The sequence below is a fragment of the Centipeda flueggei ATCC 43531 genome (genome assembly GCF_000160695.1).
GTDB lineage: Bacteria > Bacillota > Negativicutes > Selenomonadales > Selenomonadaceae > Centipeda > Centipeda flueggei.
Window position 1 is genome coordinate 199,952 of the sequence record NZ_GG694008.1, and the last position, 16,958, is coordinate 216,909.

Below are 16,958 nucleotides of genomic sequence, written 5' to 3' on the forward strand. Positions count from 1 at the left end.
TAGCTGATTCAGCGTAGTTCCACACCAGTTATACATTCATAACCGTGCTGAGGAACTTGAGCAAGTCAACCTTCTTCACGGCTTCCTTGTTTCCGACGACGTTTGTTTTGAGTGCTCCTGCCGCATTAGCGAGCAGGGTCGCCAGATCAAGCGGCATTTTATGCAGTGCGGCAAGTGCAGCAAGTGCATAGAATGCATCTCCCGCGCCAATCGTATCCTTCACGCGCAGCAGAAGTGCAGGGCTCCTCACTTGCTCATCTTCAGCATTACCGATGGCACCGTCTGCGCCGATGGTCGCCCATGACATATCGGCATGCAGTTTTTCAGAGAGCTGCCGCAGCAGCCGATGACGCGAGGTCAGAGCCTGCCCGAACGCAAGGCGCAGCTCGCGTTCATCCACGACGAAGCAGTCTGCTCGATGATACTTCGTAATAAGGTTCGTCCCATAGTTCGAGCTGTTTGTCTGGCAGTTTACGGCGAGAAATTTTGCCTTCTCCTCAAGGATGCGGAGTGCCTCATCATCGAGAAGCCCATGCCCATAGTCGCACACGACGACAAGGTCATACTCGCCGACCATATCGCGCAGCTTCTGATGAAACACAGTGTAGTCAAAGCGTTTACGCTGTCCTCTCTTGAGGAGATAGTTCACAGAAAAGAGCTTCGTATACTCCTGACGGACGAGGTTCTGTTTCAAATAGCGACGCTTGAGCGGTGTCACGAAATCTGTGTCTTGCAACAGTTCGAGATGAACCCCCTCCATCTTGTCCTCAATGAAGTCCACGAGTCCGTACTCTGTCCCCATCATCGAGAGCAGTGTGACATCCTGCGAGAAATTTGCCAAGTGACGCGCGATGGCAAGAGAGCCACCCGCATAGTTCTCCTCGCTGTCGCAAAATGCCGAGAGTGTCGCATCCTTCATCGTGACGCCCTGCACGTTGCAAAAGACATAGGCGTCGATGATCACATCGCCCACGACCAAGACCTTGGTATCCGAAAATCTTTCCACCGTACCTCGCACCTGAGCAAAAGCATCTGTTCCGTGTTTTTTTCGCAGGGAGAACGCCATCTCCTTGACGTTCTCGGGCAGTGCTGCAAAGAAGTTATTGAGCAGTTTTGTCGAACTGTGAACTTCTCCCTGCGTGAAGAAGATCCTGCCGCCGTATTTCTCTACAACGCTTTGTTCCGCCCCGATATTGCCGGTCACATCATCCTCAGCGCGGGCATACTCCTGCCCCTTCGCATAGATATCCGGCTGCACGAAGTCGACAATCTCATGAACGGTGACAGCCTCACTCAAGAGAACATAGTCTACCATCTCAAGACTCGCCAAGAAAGCCATCCGCTGACGATCATCGAAATAGGGGCGTCCCGGACCTTTGTTGACATACTTTGCAGCAGTCACAGAGACAACAAGGATATCGCCCTGTTTTTTTGCTTCTTCCAAATGCTCGATATGCCCATAGTGCAGGAGATCAAAGACACCGTGACAAAGCACAACCTTCTTGCCCGCATCGCGAAACGTCTGTCGCAGCTTCAAAAAATCTTCTTTGCTGATGATTTTTTTGTCCGTCATGCCCGCTTTCCTCAATTCCCGAGATACTTGAACCAATCCGCTGTGGCTTCCTGAATCGTGTCCGGTGTCCAGACGGGAGCTTTTTTCCAGTAGTCAATGTGCTCCAATATATGCTGTACGCCTTCCTCGAGTGTCACTTTCGGATGCCAGTTAAGCATCTTGTTGATCTTCGTTGTGTCAGCCCATGTGCAGTCCGGCTCTCCGGGACGCTTTGGGATGTGCACCACTTCTGCATCCGCCCCGCCGAGGAGCTCTACCAAGCGATTGACCGAATATGTATGCTCACTGCCGACATTGAATCGCTCGCCGATGACATCCGACTTCGCTGCCGTAAGGAATGCGTCAACAATATCGGCGACATAGGTGAAGTCCCGCGTCTGTTCGCCTGTGCCGACGATCGTATACGGTTTTCCCGCCAGCTTCTGTCCGAGGAACACACCGAACACCGCGCCATACGTTCCCGAAGTGCGTGAGCGCGGTCCATAGACGTTAAAAAGGCAAAGCGAGACCACCGGCAGCTGATAGACCTTCGCCCAATGTAGGGCAAGTTCCTCGCCCAGTCTCTTCGTCAGCGCATAGGGATACTCAGGACGGATGTCCGCCTGCTCATTGGTCGGAAAATGATCCGGAATCCCATAGCACGAGGACGATGCCGTATACAGGAAACGCTTGACATTCGCCGCCTTTGCCGCCTGAAGCACTGAGAACGTACCATCCACATTGGAGTGAAAATACTCCTGCGGCTTCTGAATCGAGGGAACAATGTCCGCAAGTGCCGCCATGTGGAACACCCAGTCCGCTCCCTCAAAGAGCGGCGCAATCGTGCCGTAGTCACAGATATCCGCTTCCACAATAGTAAGATGAATGTTCCCCTGATGATGCGCCAGATTCTCCATGCGCCCTGTGCTGCAGTTGTCGATGACGATGAGTTCATGCCCCTCGGCAAGCAAACGATCGACGATATGCGACCCGATGAATCCGCAGCCGCCCGTAACAATAGATTTCATTTCATCGTCCCTCCCGCGCATCGAGTGCCATGATTTCATCGACAACCTGCTGGAGCATCTGATTATGGATGGACTCTACAATCCCATACTCCATCGAAGGAACGTAGAGATTACGATGTCCCTTTGCCCGAAGATGATTGTCACTCTTGAACCCCGTAAACGTGACAATCGTGCCGCCGACCGCCTGTACGGCTTCGGCAGCGCGCAGGATATTGGGCGAGTTGCCGGAGCTTGAAATCGCGACCAGAACATCCCCGGGGTTCGCCAAGATTTCCAACTGCTTGCTGAAAACATATTCATAGCCATAGTCGTTCCCAAGGCAGGTAAGCGTCGCAGGTTGATACAGATCGACCGCACGCATCTTCCCATTCTTGAGGAAGTCTGCCGTCATATGCATGGCAATACCGGCACTCCCACCATTGCCAACGAAAAACAGCTGCTTTCGTTCTGCCCGCGCCTGGCGCATAAGGAGCGACAAATCCTCAGCAATATGTGCGCTAATCGTATTACCATCGTGGTCTGTATAGAGTTTTTCATCGTATGCAGTACGGTACTGCACTTCATAGTCTTGTATTAGCATGGAAATTTCTTCCTCTAAACAACTGCAATCAACGCAAATTATCACCTATACCATGTGTATCACACCATCTTCAAACCGCACCTTGAAATCACACTCCGCCAGCGTGCTGGCGCGGTGTGCGATGGAGAGGATGGTAATCCGGCCTTTGAGCTTCAGTATTGTATCGGTGATTCCCCGTTCCGTCTCGTTGTCGAGGGCGGAGGTTGCTTCGTCGAGGACGAGGACTGCGGGGCGCTGATAGAGAGCCCGCGCGATGCCGATACGCTGCCGCTGTCCGCCGGAGAGTTTGACGCCGCGCTCACCGACCATCGTTTCGATTCCCCTTGGCTGGGCATTTACAAATGCATCGAGTTCCGCCATCGCAAGTGCTTTATGAACCCGCGCATCATCAATTTCATCGGGGGCTTCTCCTAATGCCACATTCTCGCGAATGGTCGCATCGATCAGATAGATGGACTGCGGGACATAGGCGATATTCGCCTGCCACGCCCGCAGCTCGCGGCGAATATCTACCCCATCGACAGTAATCTTGCCGCGCGTGGGTAAAAACAGCCCCAGCAGGATGTCCACAAAGGTGGTCTTTCCCGCCCCTGATGGTCCAACGATGCCAACAAAACTCCCCTTGGGTACAGAAAAGTTGACATCTGTCAGCACTTCCTCCCCGGCAGGATACGAAAATCCCAGATGCTCCACGCGAATCTCCTTTGTAAAGGAAAGCGGCGGAGGGACATCAGCGATTTTGAGTTTACGGTGGTGATACTTACGGGATTTGATGGCAATCAGCTCGCGGTACAGCTCATCAAACAGCGGCAGCTGAAACTTGATGCCGTTTGACAGGTTCACAATACGGTTCGCACTCGGCATCAGCCGAAATGCCGCCAACGCCAAAACGCCGAGGAGCGGCACAATCTCCGAAGGTGCGTATCCAACGGCAAGTTTTCCAATGATGAGCAGGAGGAGCGCGCATACGACGAGTGTCTCGATGATCATGCGCGGAAGCTGACTCAAAAAGAGATAGCGGCGATTGGCAGCGCCGTATTGTTCATAGTTCTCCTCGAACTCCCGAAGAAAATACTCCTCCTTCCGCATGATTTTCGTTTCTTTGATTGCGCCCAGTCCCTGATTCACGGAGCGGATATACCGTGCGGCAAAGGCATTCTGTATCTGCCCCGTCTTTTCCATACTGCGGCGGAAGGAGCGCAGGAGCACATAGATCATCCCGCCCATAACCCCCGCGACGATGATCGCCGTGAATGGATCGGCGGCGATCAGCACCAGCCAGATCGTCAGTGCCGTAACGATTTCGGTGAGAAGCTGAAATGTGGGAATTAATATGTTGGAAAAAATGACAATGCCGCTGCTGTTAACATTCCGCAGAAGCACAGCGGTGTTATGATTGAGATGAAAGAGATAGGGCTTCGCGAGGTAGTTCGCCATCAATTCCTTCGAGAAGTGAATCTGATTGGACAGGGAGAAGTCAATCTGCAGGCGAAGCTGCCATGCGAGATAGAGATTCTTTAGGATATAGAGTACGATGAGGAGCCCTGCAAGTCCCATGATGAGACCGGTGTGTGTCGTAACCCCAACGCGCTCGGCGTACGCGGCGATGTCTGCGTGCCGCGTCAGAAAGTCCGGCTGCCCCATCAGTGAAATGAGTGGAAGGATCGCCCCGATGCCGACTGCCTCGAGGACAGCACCGACTATCATCACAACAACGAGAAAGGCACAATGCCTGAGTTCACGCGGTGTAAAAATTGAGAAAATCCGAAAGAATAATTTCATCGAGAAAATACTCCCCATGGATAGGAAGAACTATAGGAGCCCTTATAAAACAAGAGAATAGAAAAAGGATATGATAAAAAACAGTATAAACATTAAAATATCATTGTCAACACATTGGCAAAATCATTGGCATGGATTCTCACTTTTATCGCTCCGCCCGCACCGGATGCGCCAAGAAGTCCTGATAAGCGAGACGAATTCCTTCCTCGAGTTCTGTCTTATAGTGCCATCCGAGCCTCTCCGCCTTCGAGACATCGAGGAGCTTGCGCGGCGTGCCGTTCGGCTTCGCCCTATCCCACAGGATCTCGCCGTGATAGCCGACCACACGGGCGACCATCTCCGCAAGAGCATGGATCGAGAGTTCCTTTCCCGTTCCCGCATTGACCGTCTCATCGCCGCTGTAGTGATTCATGAGGAACACACAGAGATTCGCGAGATCATCCACATACAGGAACTCGCGCAGCGGCGAGCCGTCCCCCCAACAGGTCACGGATGCGGCGTGCGTCTCCTTCGCCTCGTGAAAGCGTCGAATCAGTGCCGGAATAACATGGCTGTGCTCCGGATGATAGTTGTCATTCGGTCCATAGAGATTTGTCGGCATCACGGAGATATAGTCCGCTCCATACTGTTTGTTCAGGCAGGCACAATACTTCAGCCCCGCAATCTTCGCCAGCGCATACGCCTCATTCGTCTGCTCGAGCGCCGATGTCAGGAGGCAGTCCTCCTTCATCGGCTGGGGGGCGAGACGCGGATAGATACAGGAGGAGCCGAGGAACTCGAGTTTCCGGCATCCGTTCCTCCATGCAGCATGGATGACGTTCATCTCGAGCATCATATTCTGATACATAAAGTCTGCCGGAGCCTCGGCATTCGCCTGAATCCCGCCGACCTTTGCCGCCGCCAGGAATACGTACTCCGGCTTCTCCTCGGCAAAGAATGCCTCAACGGCATCCTGGCGGCAAAGATCAAGCTGTGCGTGAGTGCGCGTTATAACATGTATATACCCCTGCCGCTCAAGCTCTCGGCAGATGGCAGAGCCGACCATGCCGCGATGCCCCGCCACATATATTTTTGCATTCTTTTCCATCATCGCACTATCTAGCCTCGGTGCTCTTCTGTCCACTTTATCTTATCCTCTTTAGAAATCGATGAACCGATCTGAACCTCGATCACCACCATGCGCTCCCGCGCACTGATTTTATGCTTCATCCCTGCAGGAATATCGATCACATCGCCTGCTGCAGCAGAATGTGCCACGCCATCGAGGAGCACCGTACCGCACCCGCTGACCACATTCCATATTTCACGGCGATGTGCGTGACTGTGATAGTTCATCGCGTGCCCCGCATTCAGCGTCACCTTGATGGTCAAGCTCTCCTCCTCCACATCGATGATGCGAAAACTCCCCCATGACTTTTCCGCAAACATGACCGGCTGACTGATACGCTCGACATAGGGCTTCATGTGACTGGAAGATGCCTTATCCGCTACGAGGATCCCCTCGGGGCTTGCCGCGACGATGAGATGCTGTGCGCCCATGACGAGCACGGGAACATCCATCTCATTGACCACATGCGTATTGCGGCACATATCATCCAATACGACATTCCCGAGCACCGTTTCTTCCATGATCTCAGTCAGTGTGTTCCACGTGCCGAGATCCTTCCATGTGCCGCCATAGCGGAGCACGCTGATATTTGTTTCATGTTCGGCAACAGCATAGTCAAAGCTGATCTTCTCAAAGCTCTCATACGCGGAGAGGAGCCCCTCATAGTCCGAGCACCCGAGCAGCTGGCGTGCCTGTGTCAGAACATACCCCAAACGATAGGCGAACACCCCGCTGTTCCAGAGTGCCCCTTCGTCGATGTACCGCTGTGCTGCCGCTTCATCCGGCTTTTCGCGAAAGGAGAGGACATGGCTCACACGCTCCTTATCCTGCGGCAAAATATAGCCGTATTTCTCACTTGGATAGGTTGGTTCAATCCCCATCAGCATCAGCTCCGCCGCCCCTGTTTCCGCAAGCTGCGTCAGCTGACCCACGGCGGCGAAATAGCGGTCTTCCACATAGGGGTCAACAGGGCATACAGCAACGGCTTCGTTCTCTTTGATGCCCTTGACATCATGCAGATAGGCACTGACCAGTGCGGCTGCCGGAAACGTATCACGGCGGCATGGCTCAACGCAGATATCAACTGCATCCCCCAACTGATTCCGCAGCACGGAAACCTGTGCTTTCGATGTCGCAATTGTAATATCAGCAAGCGGCATCATACGGCGAACCTGGCCGCACACCCGCTGTGCCATCGAGCAGCGCGAACCGTCGTTCTGCCGAAAGAATGGAATGAACTGCTTGGAACGAATGTCATTCGAGAGCGGCCACAGACGCTTCCCCGAGCCGCCCGAAAGCAGAACGATGTGCATATACACGCTCCTTTGACGGAATCCTCAGTCCCCGTACTTCTCCCGATCTGCCTGCACCATCATGCGAATCAGTGCAGGGAACTCCACCTTACGCGTCCATCCAAGTTCCCGCTCCGCCTTCGACGCATCGCCCAAAAGAAGCTCCACCTCAGCAGGACGGAAGAAGCGCGGATCGACATCGACGAGCAGGCGGCCCGTTCTTGCGTCATATCCTTTCTCCTTGCCCCCAGTGCCGCGCCACTCAAGCACAATGCCCGTCTCATGAAATGCCGTCTCCACGAACTCACGCACCGTATGCGTCTCGTTCGTCGCAAGCACATAGTCGTCGGGGGTGTCCCGCTGGAGCATCCGCCACATGCCATCGACATAGTCGCCCGCGAAGCCCCAGTCCCGCTTTGCGTCGAGATTGCCAAGGGAGAGCTTCTCCTGCTTTCCCGCAAGAATTTTGGCGACTGCCATCGTAATCTTGCGCGTCACGAACGTCTCTCCGCGACGCGGCGACTCATGGTTGAAGAGGATGCCGTTCACGGCAAACATCCCATAAGACTCGCGATAGTTCTTCGTAATCCAATAACTATAAAGTTTTGCCGCACCATAAGGCGATTTTGGATAAAATGGCGTCGTCTCGCTCTGGGGGGCAGTATCCGGAAGTCCGCCAAAGAGCTCCGACGTCGATGCCTGATAAAAGCGGATGGGAAGCCCGCTCTGACGTACCGCTTCAAGAAGGCGTATTGTCCCAACCCCCGTCGCCTCTGCTGTATACTCCGGCACCTCGAACGAAACCGCCACATGGGACTGCGCGGCGAGGTTATAGACCTCATCCGGCTGAATCTCACGGATCAGTGCATGTGCATTGCTCGAATCCGTCAGATCGCCATAGTGGAGAAAGAGGCGCCCATCATACTGAACATCCGACAGGAGATGATCGATCCGCTCCGTGCATGGCGTACTGTGCCGACGGATAATGCCGTGCACCTCATAGCCTTTGTCAAGCAAGAGCTCTGTCAGATAAGAACCATCCTGGCCGGTGATTCCGGTGATTAGTGCTTTTTTCATTATATCATCCCCTACAGGAAAAGTTGACATTCTATAATCACACACGCGCTCTGATTCCCCTGATGACATAATGGACCATATAAATCAAAGATCTCAGCATGGTGAGCTGCTGACTGTCTCGATAGACTCTCCATGTCCACAGCAGGCTCTTCAATTTATTGGCAGACAGTGAACCGCCTCGTACGCGATATCTTGCCAAATCATCTGTCATGCCATAAATCCTGACTCCTGTCTTTGCCAAGTTCAGCCAAGCAGCATAATCCTCATGATGAACCATAGGCATACTCAGCGATGCGCATTGTGATCGATCGATCATCACCGTCAAACATCCGATGCAGTTTCCTCGGAGAAGCTTATCATAGGTGACATCCGACACAATTGGAACAGGTTTTCCCGCATCCTGTATGTCATGGCAAAAGCGGCGATAAGAGGTATACGACATCGCAGCCTTTGTCTTTCTCATGAACTGGAGCTGTCTTTCCAACTTGTCGGGAAGCCATACATCATCACTATCTAAAAAAGCAACATATCTTCCTGTTGCTTGTTGAATCCCTGCATTTCTCGCATTTGCGACACCTCGATTGCGTTCCAGTCGAATAAGATGAATCCTGTGGTCCTGAAGCAAAGGCGTAAGTACCATCTTTATATCTTGTTGCGAGCCATCGTCGACAACAATCAATTCCCAAAATTGATATGTCTGACAGGAGACGGAGCGAATCGCTTCACGAATATATTTTGTATCATTATAGACCGGCATAATCACCGATACACGTTTATCTACATAACAAACTTTGTTCATAGACATCGTCCATAATTAATATACTCATTAACACCTTGATACATGAGTTTCCACGCTTTCCACATGCCGCCAACATTACGCGTATTTCTGCGATACCTCAATATAAATTGTACACACAGAAAATACGCGAAGCGTTGTGAAATTGCACAAAAAAGTGCGCCACGATCACGATAATATTTCTCTGTGTATCCATGAAACCATGTCGAACTCTCTTGCCGAACGGTCCCAATACAGCAAGGCGACGCATACAGTCTAAGCCCGCGGCGCAAGCAATCCACAATAAAAATACTATCTTCCCCAGCTGAATATCTTGCACCCCCGCCAAACAAAAGCGAAAAGCAAAGATTTTTTTTCCTAAGGCTGTCCAGTCGAGCAGCTAAGCGAAATGCACCGTATCTAAAACAATTGTACCACCTGACACGATGAAAGTTTTTCTCTATAGCTTCAATTCGACTCTTATTTAGCGATGGCATATTAAAAAAAATAACATCGGCTTCCGGGTGGTCTTGGAAAGCCTTTTGAACCATTTCCGGATATCCATCTACATAGATGCAGTCATCATCTGAAAAAAGAATAATATCCGCATCCGCCCGCATTAGTGCTGTATTACGGCTTAATCCTACGCCTCGCTCTGAACAAGTATATATTTCTATCTTGTATTTACCATAAACCTCCTCATTAAACCGATATACATCACTTTGATTCACGAGAATCACATTGCTTTGAACATTCATGTCCTTGCAAAAAGATAGGTCTTTCAAGTCCATTGCAGACAACAGCAGCTGTAATGTCATAGTAAGTTCCCCATATTATACAAGCACCCAGCACTATCCCATATGTTGAAACATCCGCAGCCATCTATCTACATTCTCCGCACTGGCGTAGGTAGTATCATAAAAATGTTTTGCGCGATTCCCCAACATAGCAGCCATGTTATCATCTTCCGTCAATACGTATCTTTCTCTCATCCATCACTTGCACCACCGACAAAACTCCCAACTACAAGAATGTCGTTTCCACCCATAGTGGAGTAAGAGGCACTTCAATGCCCTTGTTTTTCTTAATCTTTTTTTTGCGATGTTCTTAATCCTTGCAAGATACCCTCTCCGTTTTTTGATACAATCACTTGGATCAAGCCCATTTTCCTGCAAGGCGCGAATATACTCCATGCATTGCACTTCTATCTCACTGCCGCTTACTCCGTCATTGGCATAATATGCAACAATCAGATCTGTCTGTCTCAGTATAATATTACTATCTAAATAGAATGTCAGAAAATTTTTATAATCCGCTGCAACACGATAATTTGTGTCGAATGGGTGTTGGTTTAATATTGCCCGACGAACAAACATCCCTTGATGAGGTGCATTGTAACCAGACAGGACTGCTTCTTCTGAAAAAAAACTACGGTACACCTTCTCAATTCGATAAACCGGATCCACCATCATCACAGCACCACACAATACATCCGGTTCAGCTTCTGATCTCAAACACGAAACGATCTTGGAAATAACGGCTGTGTCATAGAGGCAGTCATCCGCCCCAAGATAATAGATATAATCTCCCGTCGCAGCGCTGAGGCCCTTATTCATTGCATCATAAATTCCCTTATCCGGCTCACTCACCCAATACGCAATTCTGTCTTCATATTTCTTGATGACATCAAGGGTGCCATCCGTCGAGCCTCCGTCAATGATGATATATTCAATATTCGGGTAATCCTGTTCTACGACACTGCGAATGGTCTGCTCAATCGTATCGGCTGCATTATAGACAACTGTGATAATCGAAATTTTGAAATTTGACACCTGCAAGCTCCTTATGAGTCTCTCCATAAAACCAGCATCGGCAGCCGTTGAAAAGGATTTCCCCATCAAATCCGTCAAACAGACATTGCTTCAGCTAAAAATCTCCATCCATGTTCTTCTGTATGTCGAATTCTTTCAAGCTCTCCTTCGTTCGCACGCTATGTACTCCCTCCGCCGCACTTTTTTGGAAAAGAACACGTACGGTCTGGATGATGATGGTAAGATCCGTACGAATGCTGGCATTCTGTATATAGACAAGATCATAGATGAGCTTGTCATACACTGTCGTGTTGTATTTCCCGTAAACCTGAGCAAGTCCTGTAATGCCGGGTTTGACATTCATCCGATAGATGTACTCCGGTATCTCCCGCTTGAATTGCTCGACAAAAAAAGGACGCTCAGGACGTGGGCCGACGATGCTCATATTCCCCATAAGGACATTCCAAATTTGTGGAAGCTCATCCAGTCGGACAGCACGCAGAAATGCCCCAAGACGCGTGATACGGGGGTCATTCTCCTTTGCGAGCACAGGGCCGCTCAATTTTTCCGCATTGACACGCATGGTACGAAACTTATACAGTTTGAACGGCTGTCCATAGCGGCCTACCCGTTCCTGCGTATAGAAAATCGGTCCAGAGTCGAAAATCCTGACAGCAGCGGCTGTCAGAATCATAAGCGGAAGTGCCATGAGGAATCCCGCCGACGCCACTGCGATATCCATGATGCGCTTCAGGCTGCGCTGCTCAAGCGTGGGACAGAGACGCTGCGGACGAAAAACGGGAACATCATCAATCTTGTCAAGTATCATACTGCTGCAGAACACTTCGTATGCATTGGGGATCAGAAGAGCCTGTTTTTCATGAAGATTGCAGTAGTGAACGAGCCGTGCCTTGTCCTTGAGACGTATGTCCGGGCAGATAATGAGGACATCCACCTGCTCTGCCGCCGTCTCCCAGTCACTGCCTGCCAGGTCGGTACAGATGGAGCGCAGTTCCATCGCAAGCTGCGGCTGTTGTTTCATACGATGGTAGACGTGCTGACACTCTTCCTCGCCGCCAATCAGCATGACTCCGCGAATTTTCTGTCTGGCCCTGATATAACGCCAAACCAAATGCCGCCATACAGAAAGGAAGATCAGATCCAGTCCCGCACACGACAACAAGACACCGCGCGAAAGAGCAAACTCGCGAATGAAGAAGGTCAACGCCATTGTCAGGACGAGGATCTGCACGATACTGACCACCAAAGAGAACAGGATCTCAGCAAAGCGCTTGTTTTCAATTGTATAGAGGCCATTGATATTAAACAGGAGTCCCATCAATATGATCTGCACAGGGAGTATGCCTTGATATAGGCCAAAGTTGCCGATCAGGTCAACACGCACCAAGATAACAGTTGTCACAAAGGCGTACACGGATACGGCGATTCCTATATCACCAAAGAGCAATATCAGTTTCGGCAAGACAGAAAACTTCTTTTCTTCCATATCAAGCCACAACTTTCTATCTATATTATGCTCTATTTTATAGCATTAAATCAGCATATCAATCAAAACAGGAGTATCTCTCACAATCTAGGGAAACACTCCTGCACCTTCTTTACGCTTTCAAATTTTCTTTATACCACTGGATTGCCTCTGTGATTCCCCGTGCAAAGTCGTATTCAGGGTGATAGCCGAGGTATTTTCGTATCTTTGCGATATCCGCACCGCTGCGGCGGATATCCCCCTTTCGCACGGGACCAAAGACCGGCTGCAAATCTTTGTTCAAAAGTTTGCTGAGCACAGCATACATCTCATTGAGGCTCAGCTGCTTTCCTGCGGCGACGTTGTATGCCTCGCCTGCCGCCTCATGCGGTGCGGCACATGCGAGAAGGTTCGCCTGTACGACGTCGTCCACATAGACGAAGTCGCGTGACTGCTCTCCGTCACCGTTGATGGTCGGCGGCTCATCACGCAGAAGGCACTCGATGAACGTCGGGATGACCGCTGCATACGCCCCATTGGGATCCTGACGGCGCCCATAGACATTAAAGTACCGCATTCCGTAGCAGTCAAGCCCATAGTGCATGGTATACTGATGCGCGTATTCCTCCGCCGCAAACTTCGTCACAGCGTATGTCGAGAGGCGCCGCCCGACGATCTCCTCCCTCTTTGGCATGGTCTCATCATCGCCGTAGACGGCCGCACTCGAAGCATAGGTGAACTTCTTCACACCATGTTTTGCCGCCGCTTCCATCATATTGACCGTACCGATGATATTCGTCATGGTGTAGTCAATCGGCTTATCGATACTCTCCGGGACGCTGACTTCTGCCGCCAGATGCAGTACATAGTCAACGTCTTGGCAGGCATGATGACATGCTGCAAGATCCCTAATGTCCCCTTCAATAAACTCGAACTTCGAGTTGCCGCAAACGTTCTCTATATTCCTTGTATGCCCCGTCGACAAGTTATCCAGTACACGAACCCTGTGCCCCAATGACAAAATTGCTTCACACAGATTCGAACCAATAAAGCCTGCCCCGCCGGTGATGAGAAACAAGCTGTCCGCAGGAAGCAAAATGTCACGGTAATTCACGGCAATACTCCTCTATCCGATGCCATAGGTGCGGTATACAACCGCGCTGCTGTCGATGATTCTTCAGAAAAGCCCCAACGTCTTAAACAGAAACACCCAGCCGAAGATGGTAAAGCAGGAAAGTGCGCTGCTGTAGACAACGCAGTTGCCCGCGAGCTCGGCATCCGCCTGCATCTGCTGTGCCATGGCAAAGCCCGCGACAGCACAGGGCGTAGAGAAGATCGCGATGAGCGTGACAAGCTCGACGCCGCGAAAGCCGATCGCGACAGCACAGGCAAGCACGACAGCAGGCACGAGGATGAGCCGCGCAGCGACCGAGAAGATGAGCTGACGCAGATGCGCGTGATAGCTGCCGCCATGGAACGACGCCCCGAGGATGATGAGTGCGACGGGCGTGGTCGCCGCCGCGATCTGTGCGACGGGTTTCAGGACGGGCGCAGGAATCGGCAGTTCTGCGACGCGGCACAATGCCCCTAGTATCGCGCCGAGAATCATCGGGTTCATTGCAACGCCGCGCAGGATATGCGGCAGGTTGAATTGCCCGCCGCGAAATGTCTCAAGAATAAAGACGCTGAGAATGTTGTAGAGGGGGACAATGACGGCGATCATCATGGTCGGGATGGCAATCGCCTCGTCCCCAAAGATGTTGCCGACAAGCGGGACGCCCATGAGGACGTAGTTGCCGCGAAAGCTCGCCTGGATCATCGGGCCGCGCCGTGCATTGTCCTTCTCGATCATGCAGACGATCGCACCGAAGACGAGCGCCGTCAGGATAACGCCGCCCGCACCGAAGACCATGAGCATCGGCTGAAACGCCTTCTGCGGGTCAGAGACGTAGATGTTGTAGAACATCATGAAGAAGAAGAACACACGGAACACCATACGGTTCACGTGCTTCAGTTCTTCCTCGGTAAGGAGGCGTGCGTGCTTAACGAAAAGCCCGACGGCCATCAAGCAGAATAGCGGGACGACGCCGCCAAGTGCAACAAAAAAATTGCTCAACACGACGAACTTTCCTCCGTCCATTGTCCTATATTATAGCAGGAAAAGAAAAAGAGGGCAATAAACAGCTTCACTCGTCACAGATCTGCATCTTCCGCTCGTGGAAGGTGACGACGGTGAGGTCAAAGGCATGGGCAAGCTCACGCCCACGGTCACAGCGCACGCCGACCGCCTCGGGAACATGGGCATCCGATCCGATGGTGACATAGCGTCCGCCGAGTTCGCGGTAGCGGTGATAGATGGGCGCCAGTTCCTTGATGCCGCGCGGCGTGCCGAGGCGGCGCGTATTGATCTCGATCACGGTGTCCGTCTCGACGAGCGCACGCAGGACGGCGTTGATGTCGTCGGTGAAGTCGCCATAGCTGATTTCAGGGTTGTCGAATGGGGCACAGCGCGCGATGTAGTCGATGTGTGCAAGTGCGTTGATCTCGGGCTGAGCATAGATCTCTGTGCGCATCGCGGTGAAATACTCGTGGTACATCTCATGCTTTTCCCGCCCCGCATAAGTCTCGGGCAGATAGAGATCTTTGCTCTCCAGTGAGTGAATGGAGCCAAGGACAAAATCAAACGGAACACGCCGCAGAAATGCGGTGTTTTTTTCATGTGTCCCCGCCATCAGACCGACCTCGACACCGAGAGAGAGCACATCCCCGCGCAGCGGTTCGTATGCTGTCCAATACGCCTCGGGATCAAAGATGAACTGCTCCTCACCTGCTGCCGGGACGTCATAATCCAGATGATCGGTAAAGACGAGCCCAATCCCCTGCTCTGCCGCGCGGACAAGAGCCTCCTGGGCAGACATCTCAGAGTCAGCAGAAAATGATGTATGGATATGGCTGTCAAAGAACATGGTCATTCCTCCTCCGGCAAAATCGCGCCCACGGCATCCGACAGTCGAGCGAAGTCCGCGAGGGAAAGCTGCTCCCCGCGTATGGACGCAGCAAGTCCTGCTGCCGCAAGCCCCGCGCGACAGAGCTCCTTTGTCAGCCCCGCCCCCGTGAGCGCATTAAGGAGTGTTTTGCGCCGCTGTCCGAAGGCAGCGCGAACGAGACGGAAGAACAGCTTTTCATCCGTTGGACAGACAGAAGGTGTCTCCCGCACACGACAGGCAATGACGGCACTCGTGACCTCGGGTGCGGGCATAAAGGCGCGCGGCGGTACATCCATGACGATATGTGCATCCGTATAGTACTGCACAGCGATGGAGAGCGCCCCGTAGTCTTTCGAGCCGGGGCGCGCCGTCATACGGACGGCGACCTCCTTCTGCACCATGGTTACCATACGCGCGATGGGCAGATGCTGTTCAAGGAGTGCCATGAGGATCGGCGTCGTGATGTAGTAGGGAAGGTTCGCAACGACTTTGAACTGCTCTCCCGCACCGAGGTTCAGGATGCGGAGGATGTCCAGTTTCAGGATGTCCCCCGGCACAATGGCCACATTGTCATAGCCTTTCAGCGTCTCGGCAAGTACGGCAGGGAGCTTCTTGTCCAACTCGACAGCAACAACGCGGGCACCGCTTTCAGCGAGTCCCTGGGTCAGCGTACCGATGCCGGGGCCGATCTCGAGGACAGTATCTGCAGGGCTGAGGTCAGCCGCATCCACGATGGCGCGCACCACGCCCGCATCCACGAGAAAGTTCTGCCCAAGCCGCTTGCTCGCGCGCAGGTGAAAGGCATTCAGGATGTGGCGCGTGACCTTGGGGTCAGCGATCACTGGGATACCTGCATTCATTCCATATCCTCCAGTGCGGCAGTAAACTCCGCGCGTGTAATGCCGTAAGTGTTGAGACGGCGCAGAAAGGTCTTGGCATTCGCGAAGCCGAGGCCCAGGCGGCGTGCGACCTGTGCGCGCCGTACAGCGGCGTCATCCGTTCCCGTCAGTCCCGCGTGCATCATGTCGCTCATGGAAAAAGTCTCCTCCGGTTCTTCCACCGGCGTGCGCACCTTTTCGAGTGCCGCACGGACAGCCGCGGGGGATGCCTGCTCCACGCCGATGTCGCCGTCTCCCGCATTCGTCGCGTCCTCCACGGGGATAAAGGCGTGGCGGGCGCGCGGGAATATCTCGGTCAGGCGCGCACGAATGCGCTCACCGACCGTATCGGGGTCAGTGAGGATGATGATGCCGCGCTTTTCATAGGCGGCACGGATATTTTTGATTGCTGCACTGCGCAGACGAAATCCGTCGGTGATGATGCAGTCCGCATCGACGGCACGCCGCACCGCTGCAACGTCCATTTTGCCCTCGACGATGATGACTTCTTTGATCACAATCGGCTCTTACACTCCTCATCCTGGCACATCACTGTATTCGCCCCTTCCACCGCTCACGCGGTCCCCCTCCCCCGTAAACGG

The 16,958-nt window shown here is 52.5% G+C and carries 16 protein-coding genes; all 16 read right to left on the bottom strand.

Annotation, left to right across the window (positions count from 1 at the left end; all coding sequences use genetic code 11):
- Window positions 1-28 precede the first annotated feature (28 nt).
- A complete protein-coding gene (locus HMPREF0908_RS08445) occupies window positions 29-1,573 on the bottom strand; it encodes a PfkB family carbohydrate kinase (RefSeq protein ID WP_006691072.1) in 1,545 nt (514 codons plus the stop codon).
- An 11-nt stretch (window positions 1,574-1,584) separates the two neighbouring features.
- Entirely contained in the window at window positions 1,585-2,580 is a 996-nt protein-coding gene (locus tag HMPREF0908_RS08450; RefSeq protein WP_040572652.1) for an SDR family oxidoreductase, read from the bottom strand.
- 1 nt (window position 2,581) lies between these two features.
- Entirely contained in the window at window positions 2,582-3,160 is a 579-nt protein-coding gene (locus tag HMPREF0908_RS08455; RefSeq protein WP_006691074.1) for a D-sedoheptulose-7-phosphate isomerase, read from the bottom strand.
- Window positions 3,161-3,205: 45 nt separating this feature from the next.
- Window positions 3,206-4,942 carry an ABC transporter ATP-binding protein gene (locus tag HMPREF0908_RS08460; protein WP_040572653.1) on the bottom strand — a complete coding sequence of 579 codons (1,737 nt, stop codon included), beginning with the start codon at window positions 4,940-4,942 and terminating at the stop codon, window positions 3,206-3,208.
- Between the two features lie 145 nt (window positions 4,943-5,087).
- The gene (locus HMPREF0908_RS08465) at window positions 5,088-6,032 is read right to left on the bottom strand and encodes a GDP-L-fucose synthase family protein (RefSeq protein WP_006691076.1); all 945 of its coding nucleotides are present in this window, start codon (window positions 6,030-6,032) and stop codon (window positions 5,088-5,090) included.
- 8 nt (window positions 6,033-6,040) lie between these two features.
- The gene (locus HMPREF0908_RS08470) at window positions 6,041-7,363 is read right to left on the bottom strand and encodes a sugar phosphate nucleotidyltransferase (RefSeq protein ID WP_006691077.1); all 1,323 of its coding nucleotides are present in this window, start codon (window positions 7,361-7,363) and stop codon (window positions 6,041-6,043) included.
- Window positions 7,364-7,387: 24 nt separating this feature from the next.
- Window positions 7,388-8,419 carry a GDP-mannose 4,6-dehydratase gene (gene gmd / locus HMPREF0908_RS08475; protein ID WP_040572654.1) on the bottom strand — a complete coding sequence of 344 codons (1,032 nt, stop codon included), beginning with the start codon at window positions 8,417-8,419 and terminating at the stop codon, window positions 7,388-7,390.
- Between the two features lie 37 nt (window positions 8,420-8,456).
- Window positions 8,457-9,218 carry a glycosyltransferase family 2 protein gene (locus tag HMPREF0908_RS08480; protein ID WP_006691079.1) on the bottom strand — a complete coding sequence of 254 codons (762 nt, stop codon included), beginning with the start codon at window positions 9,216-9,218 and terminating at the stop codon, window positions 8,457-8,459.
- Window positions 9,215-10,012, bottom strand: coding sequence for a glycosyltransferase family A protein (locus tag HMPREF0908_RS08485; protein WP_006691080.1), 798 nt, complete (start codon window positions 10,010-10,012; stop codon window positions 9,215-9,217). Before HMPREF0908_RS08485 ends, HMPREF0908_RS08480 begins: the two co-directional genes overlap by 4 nt.
- Before the next feature lie 177 nt (window positions 10,013-10,189).
- A complete protein-coding gene (locus tag HMPREF0908_RS08490; protein WP_050755867.1) occupies window positions 10,190-11,104 on the bottom strand; it encodes a glycosyltransferase family 2 protein in 915 nt (304 codons plus the stop codon).
- 16 nt (window positions 11,105-11,120) lie between these two features.
- The gene (locus HMPREF0908_RS08495) at window positions 11,121-12,512 is read right to left on the bottom strand and encodes a sugar transferase (protein WP_006691082.1); all 1,392 of its coding nucleotides are present in this window, start codon (window positions 12,510-12,512) and stop codon (window positions 11,121-11,123) included.
- Window positions 12,513-12,624: 112 nt separating this feature from the next.
- Window positions 12,625-13,605, bottom strand: coding sequence for an SDR family oxidoreductase (locus HMPREF0908_RS08500; protein WP_006691083.1), 981 nt, complete (start codon window positions 13,603-13,605; stop codon window positions 12,625-12,627).
- Between the two features lie 63 nt (window positions 13,606-13,668).
- Window positions 13,669-14,610, bottom strand: coding sequence for an AEC family transporter (locus HMPREF0908_RS08505; protein ID WP_040572655.1), 942 nt, complete (start codon window positions 14,608-14,610; stop codon window positions 13,669-13,671).
- A 67-nt stretch (window positions 14,611-14,677) separates the two neighbouring features.
- Window positions 14,678-15,463 (bottom strand): PHP domain-containing protein, encoded by a 786-nt coding sequence (locus HMPREF0908_RS08510; RefSeq protein WP_006691085.1) that lies wholly within the window; start codon window positions 15,461-15,463, stop codon window positions 14,678-14,680.
- Window positions 15,460-16,338: a 16S rRNA (adenine(1518)-N(6)/adenine(1519)-N(6))-dimethyltransferase RsmA gene (gene rsmA / locus HMPREF0908_RS08515; RefSeq protein ID WP_006691086.1), complete on the bottom strand. Its 879-nt coding sequence runs from the start codon at window positions 16,336-16,338 to the stop codon at window positions 15,460-15,462. The genes HMPREF0908_RS08510 and rsmA overlap by 4 nt, the downstream gene beginning before the upstream one ends.
- A complete protein-coding gene (gene rnmV, locus HMPREF0908_RS08520; RefSeq protein ID WP_006691087.1) occupies window positions 16,335-16,874 on the bottom strand; it encodes a ribonuclease M5 in 540 nt (179 codons plus the stop codon). Before rnmV ends, rsmA begins: the two co-directional genes overlap by 4 nt.
- Between the last annotated feature and the right edge of the window lie 84 nt (window positions 16,875-16,958).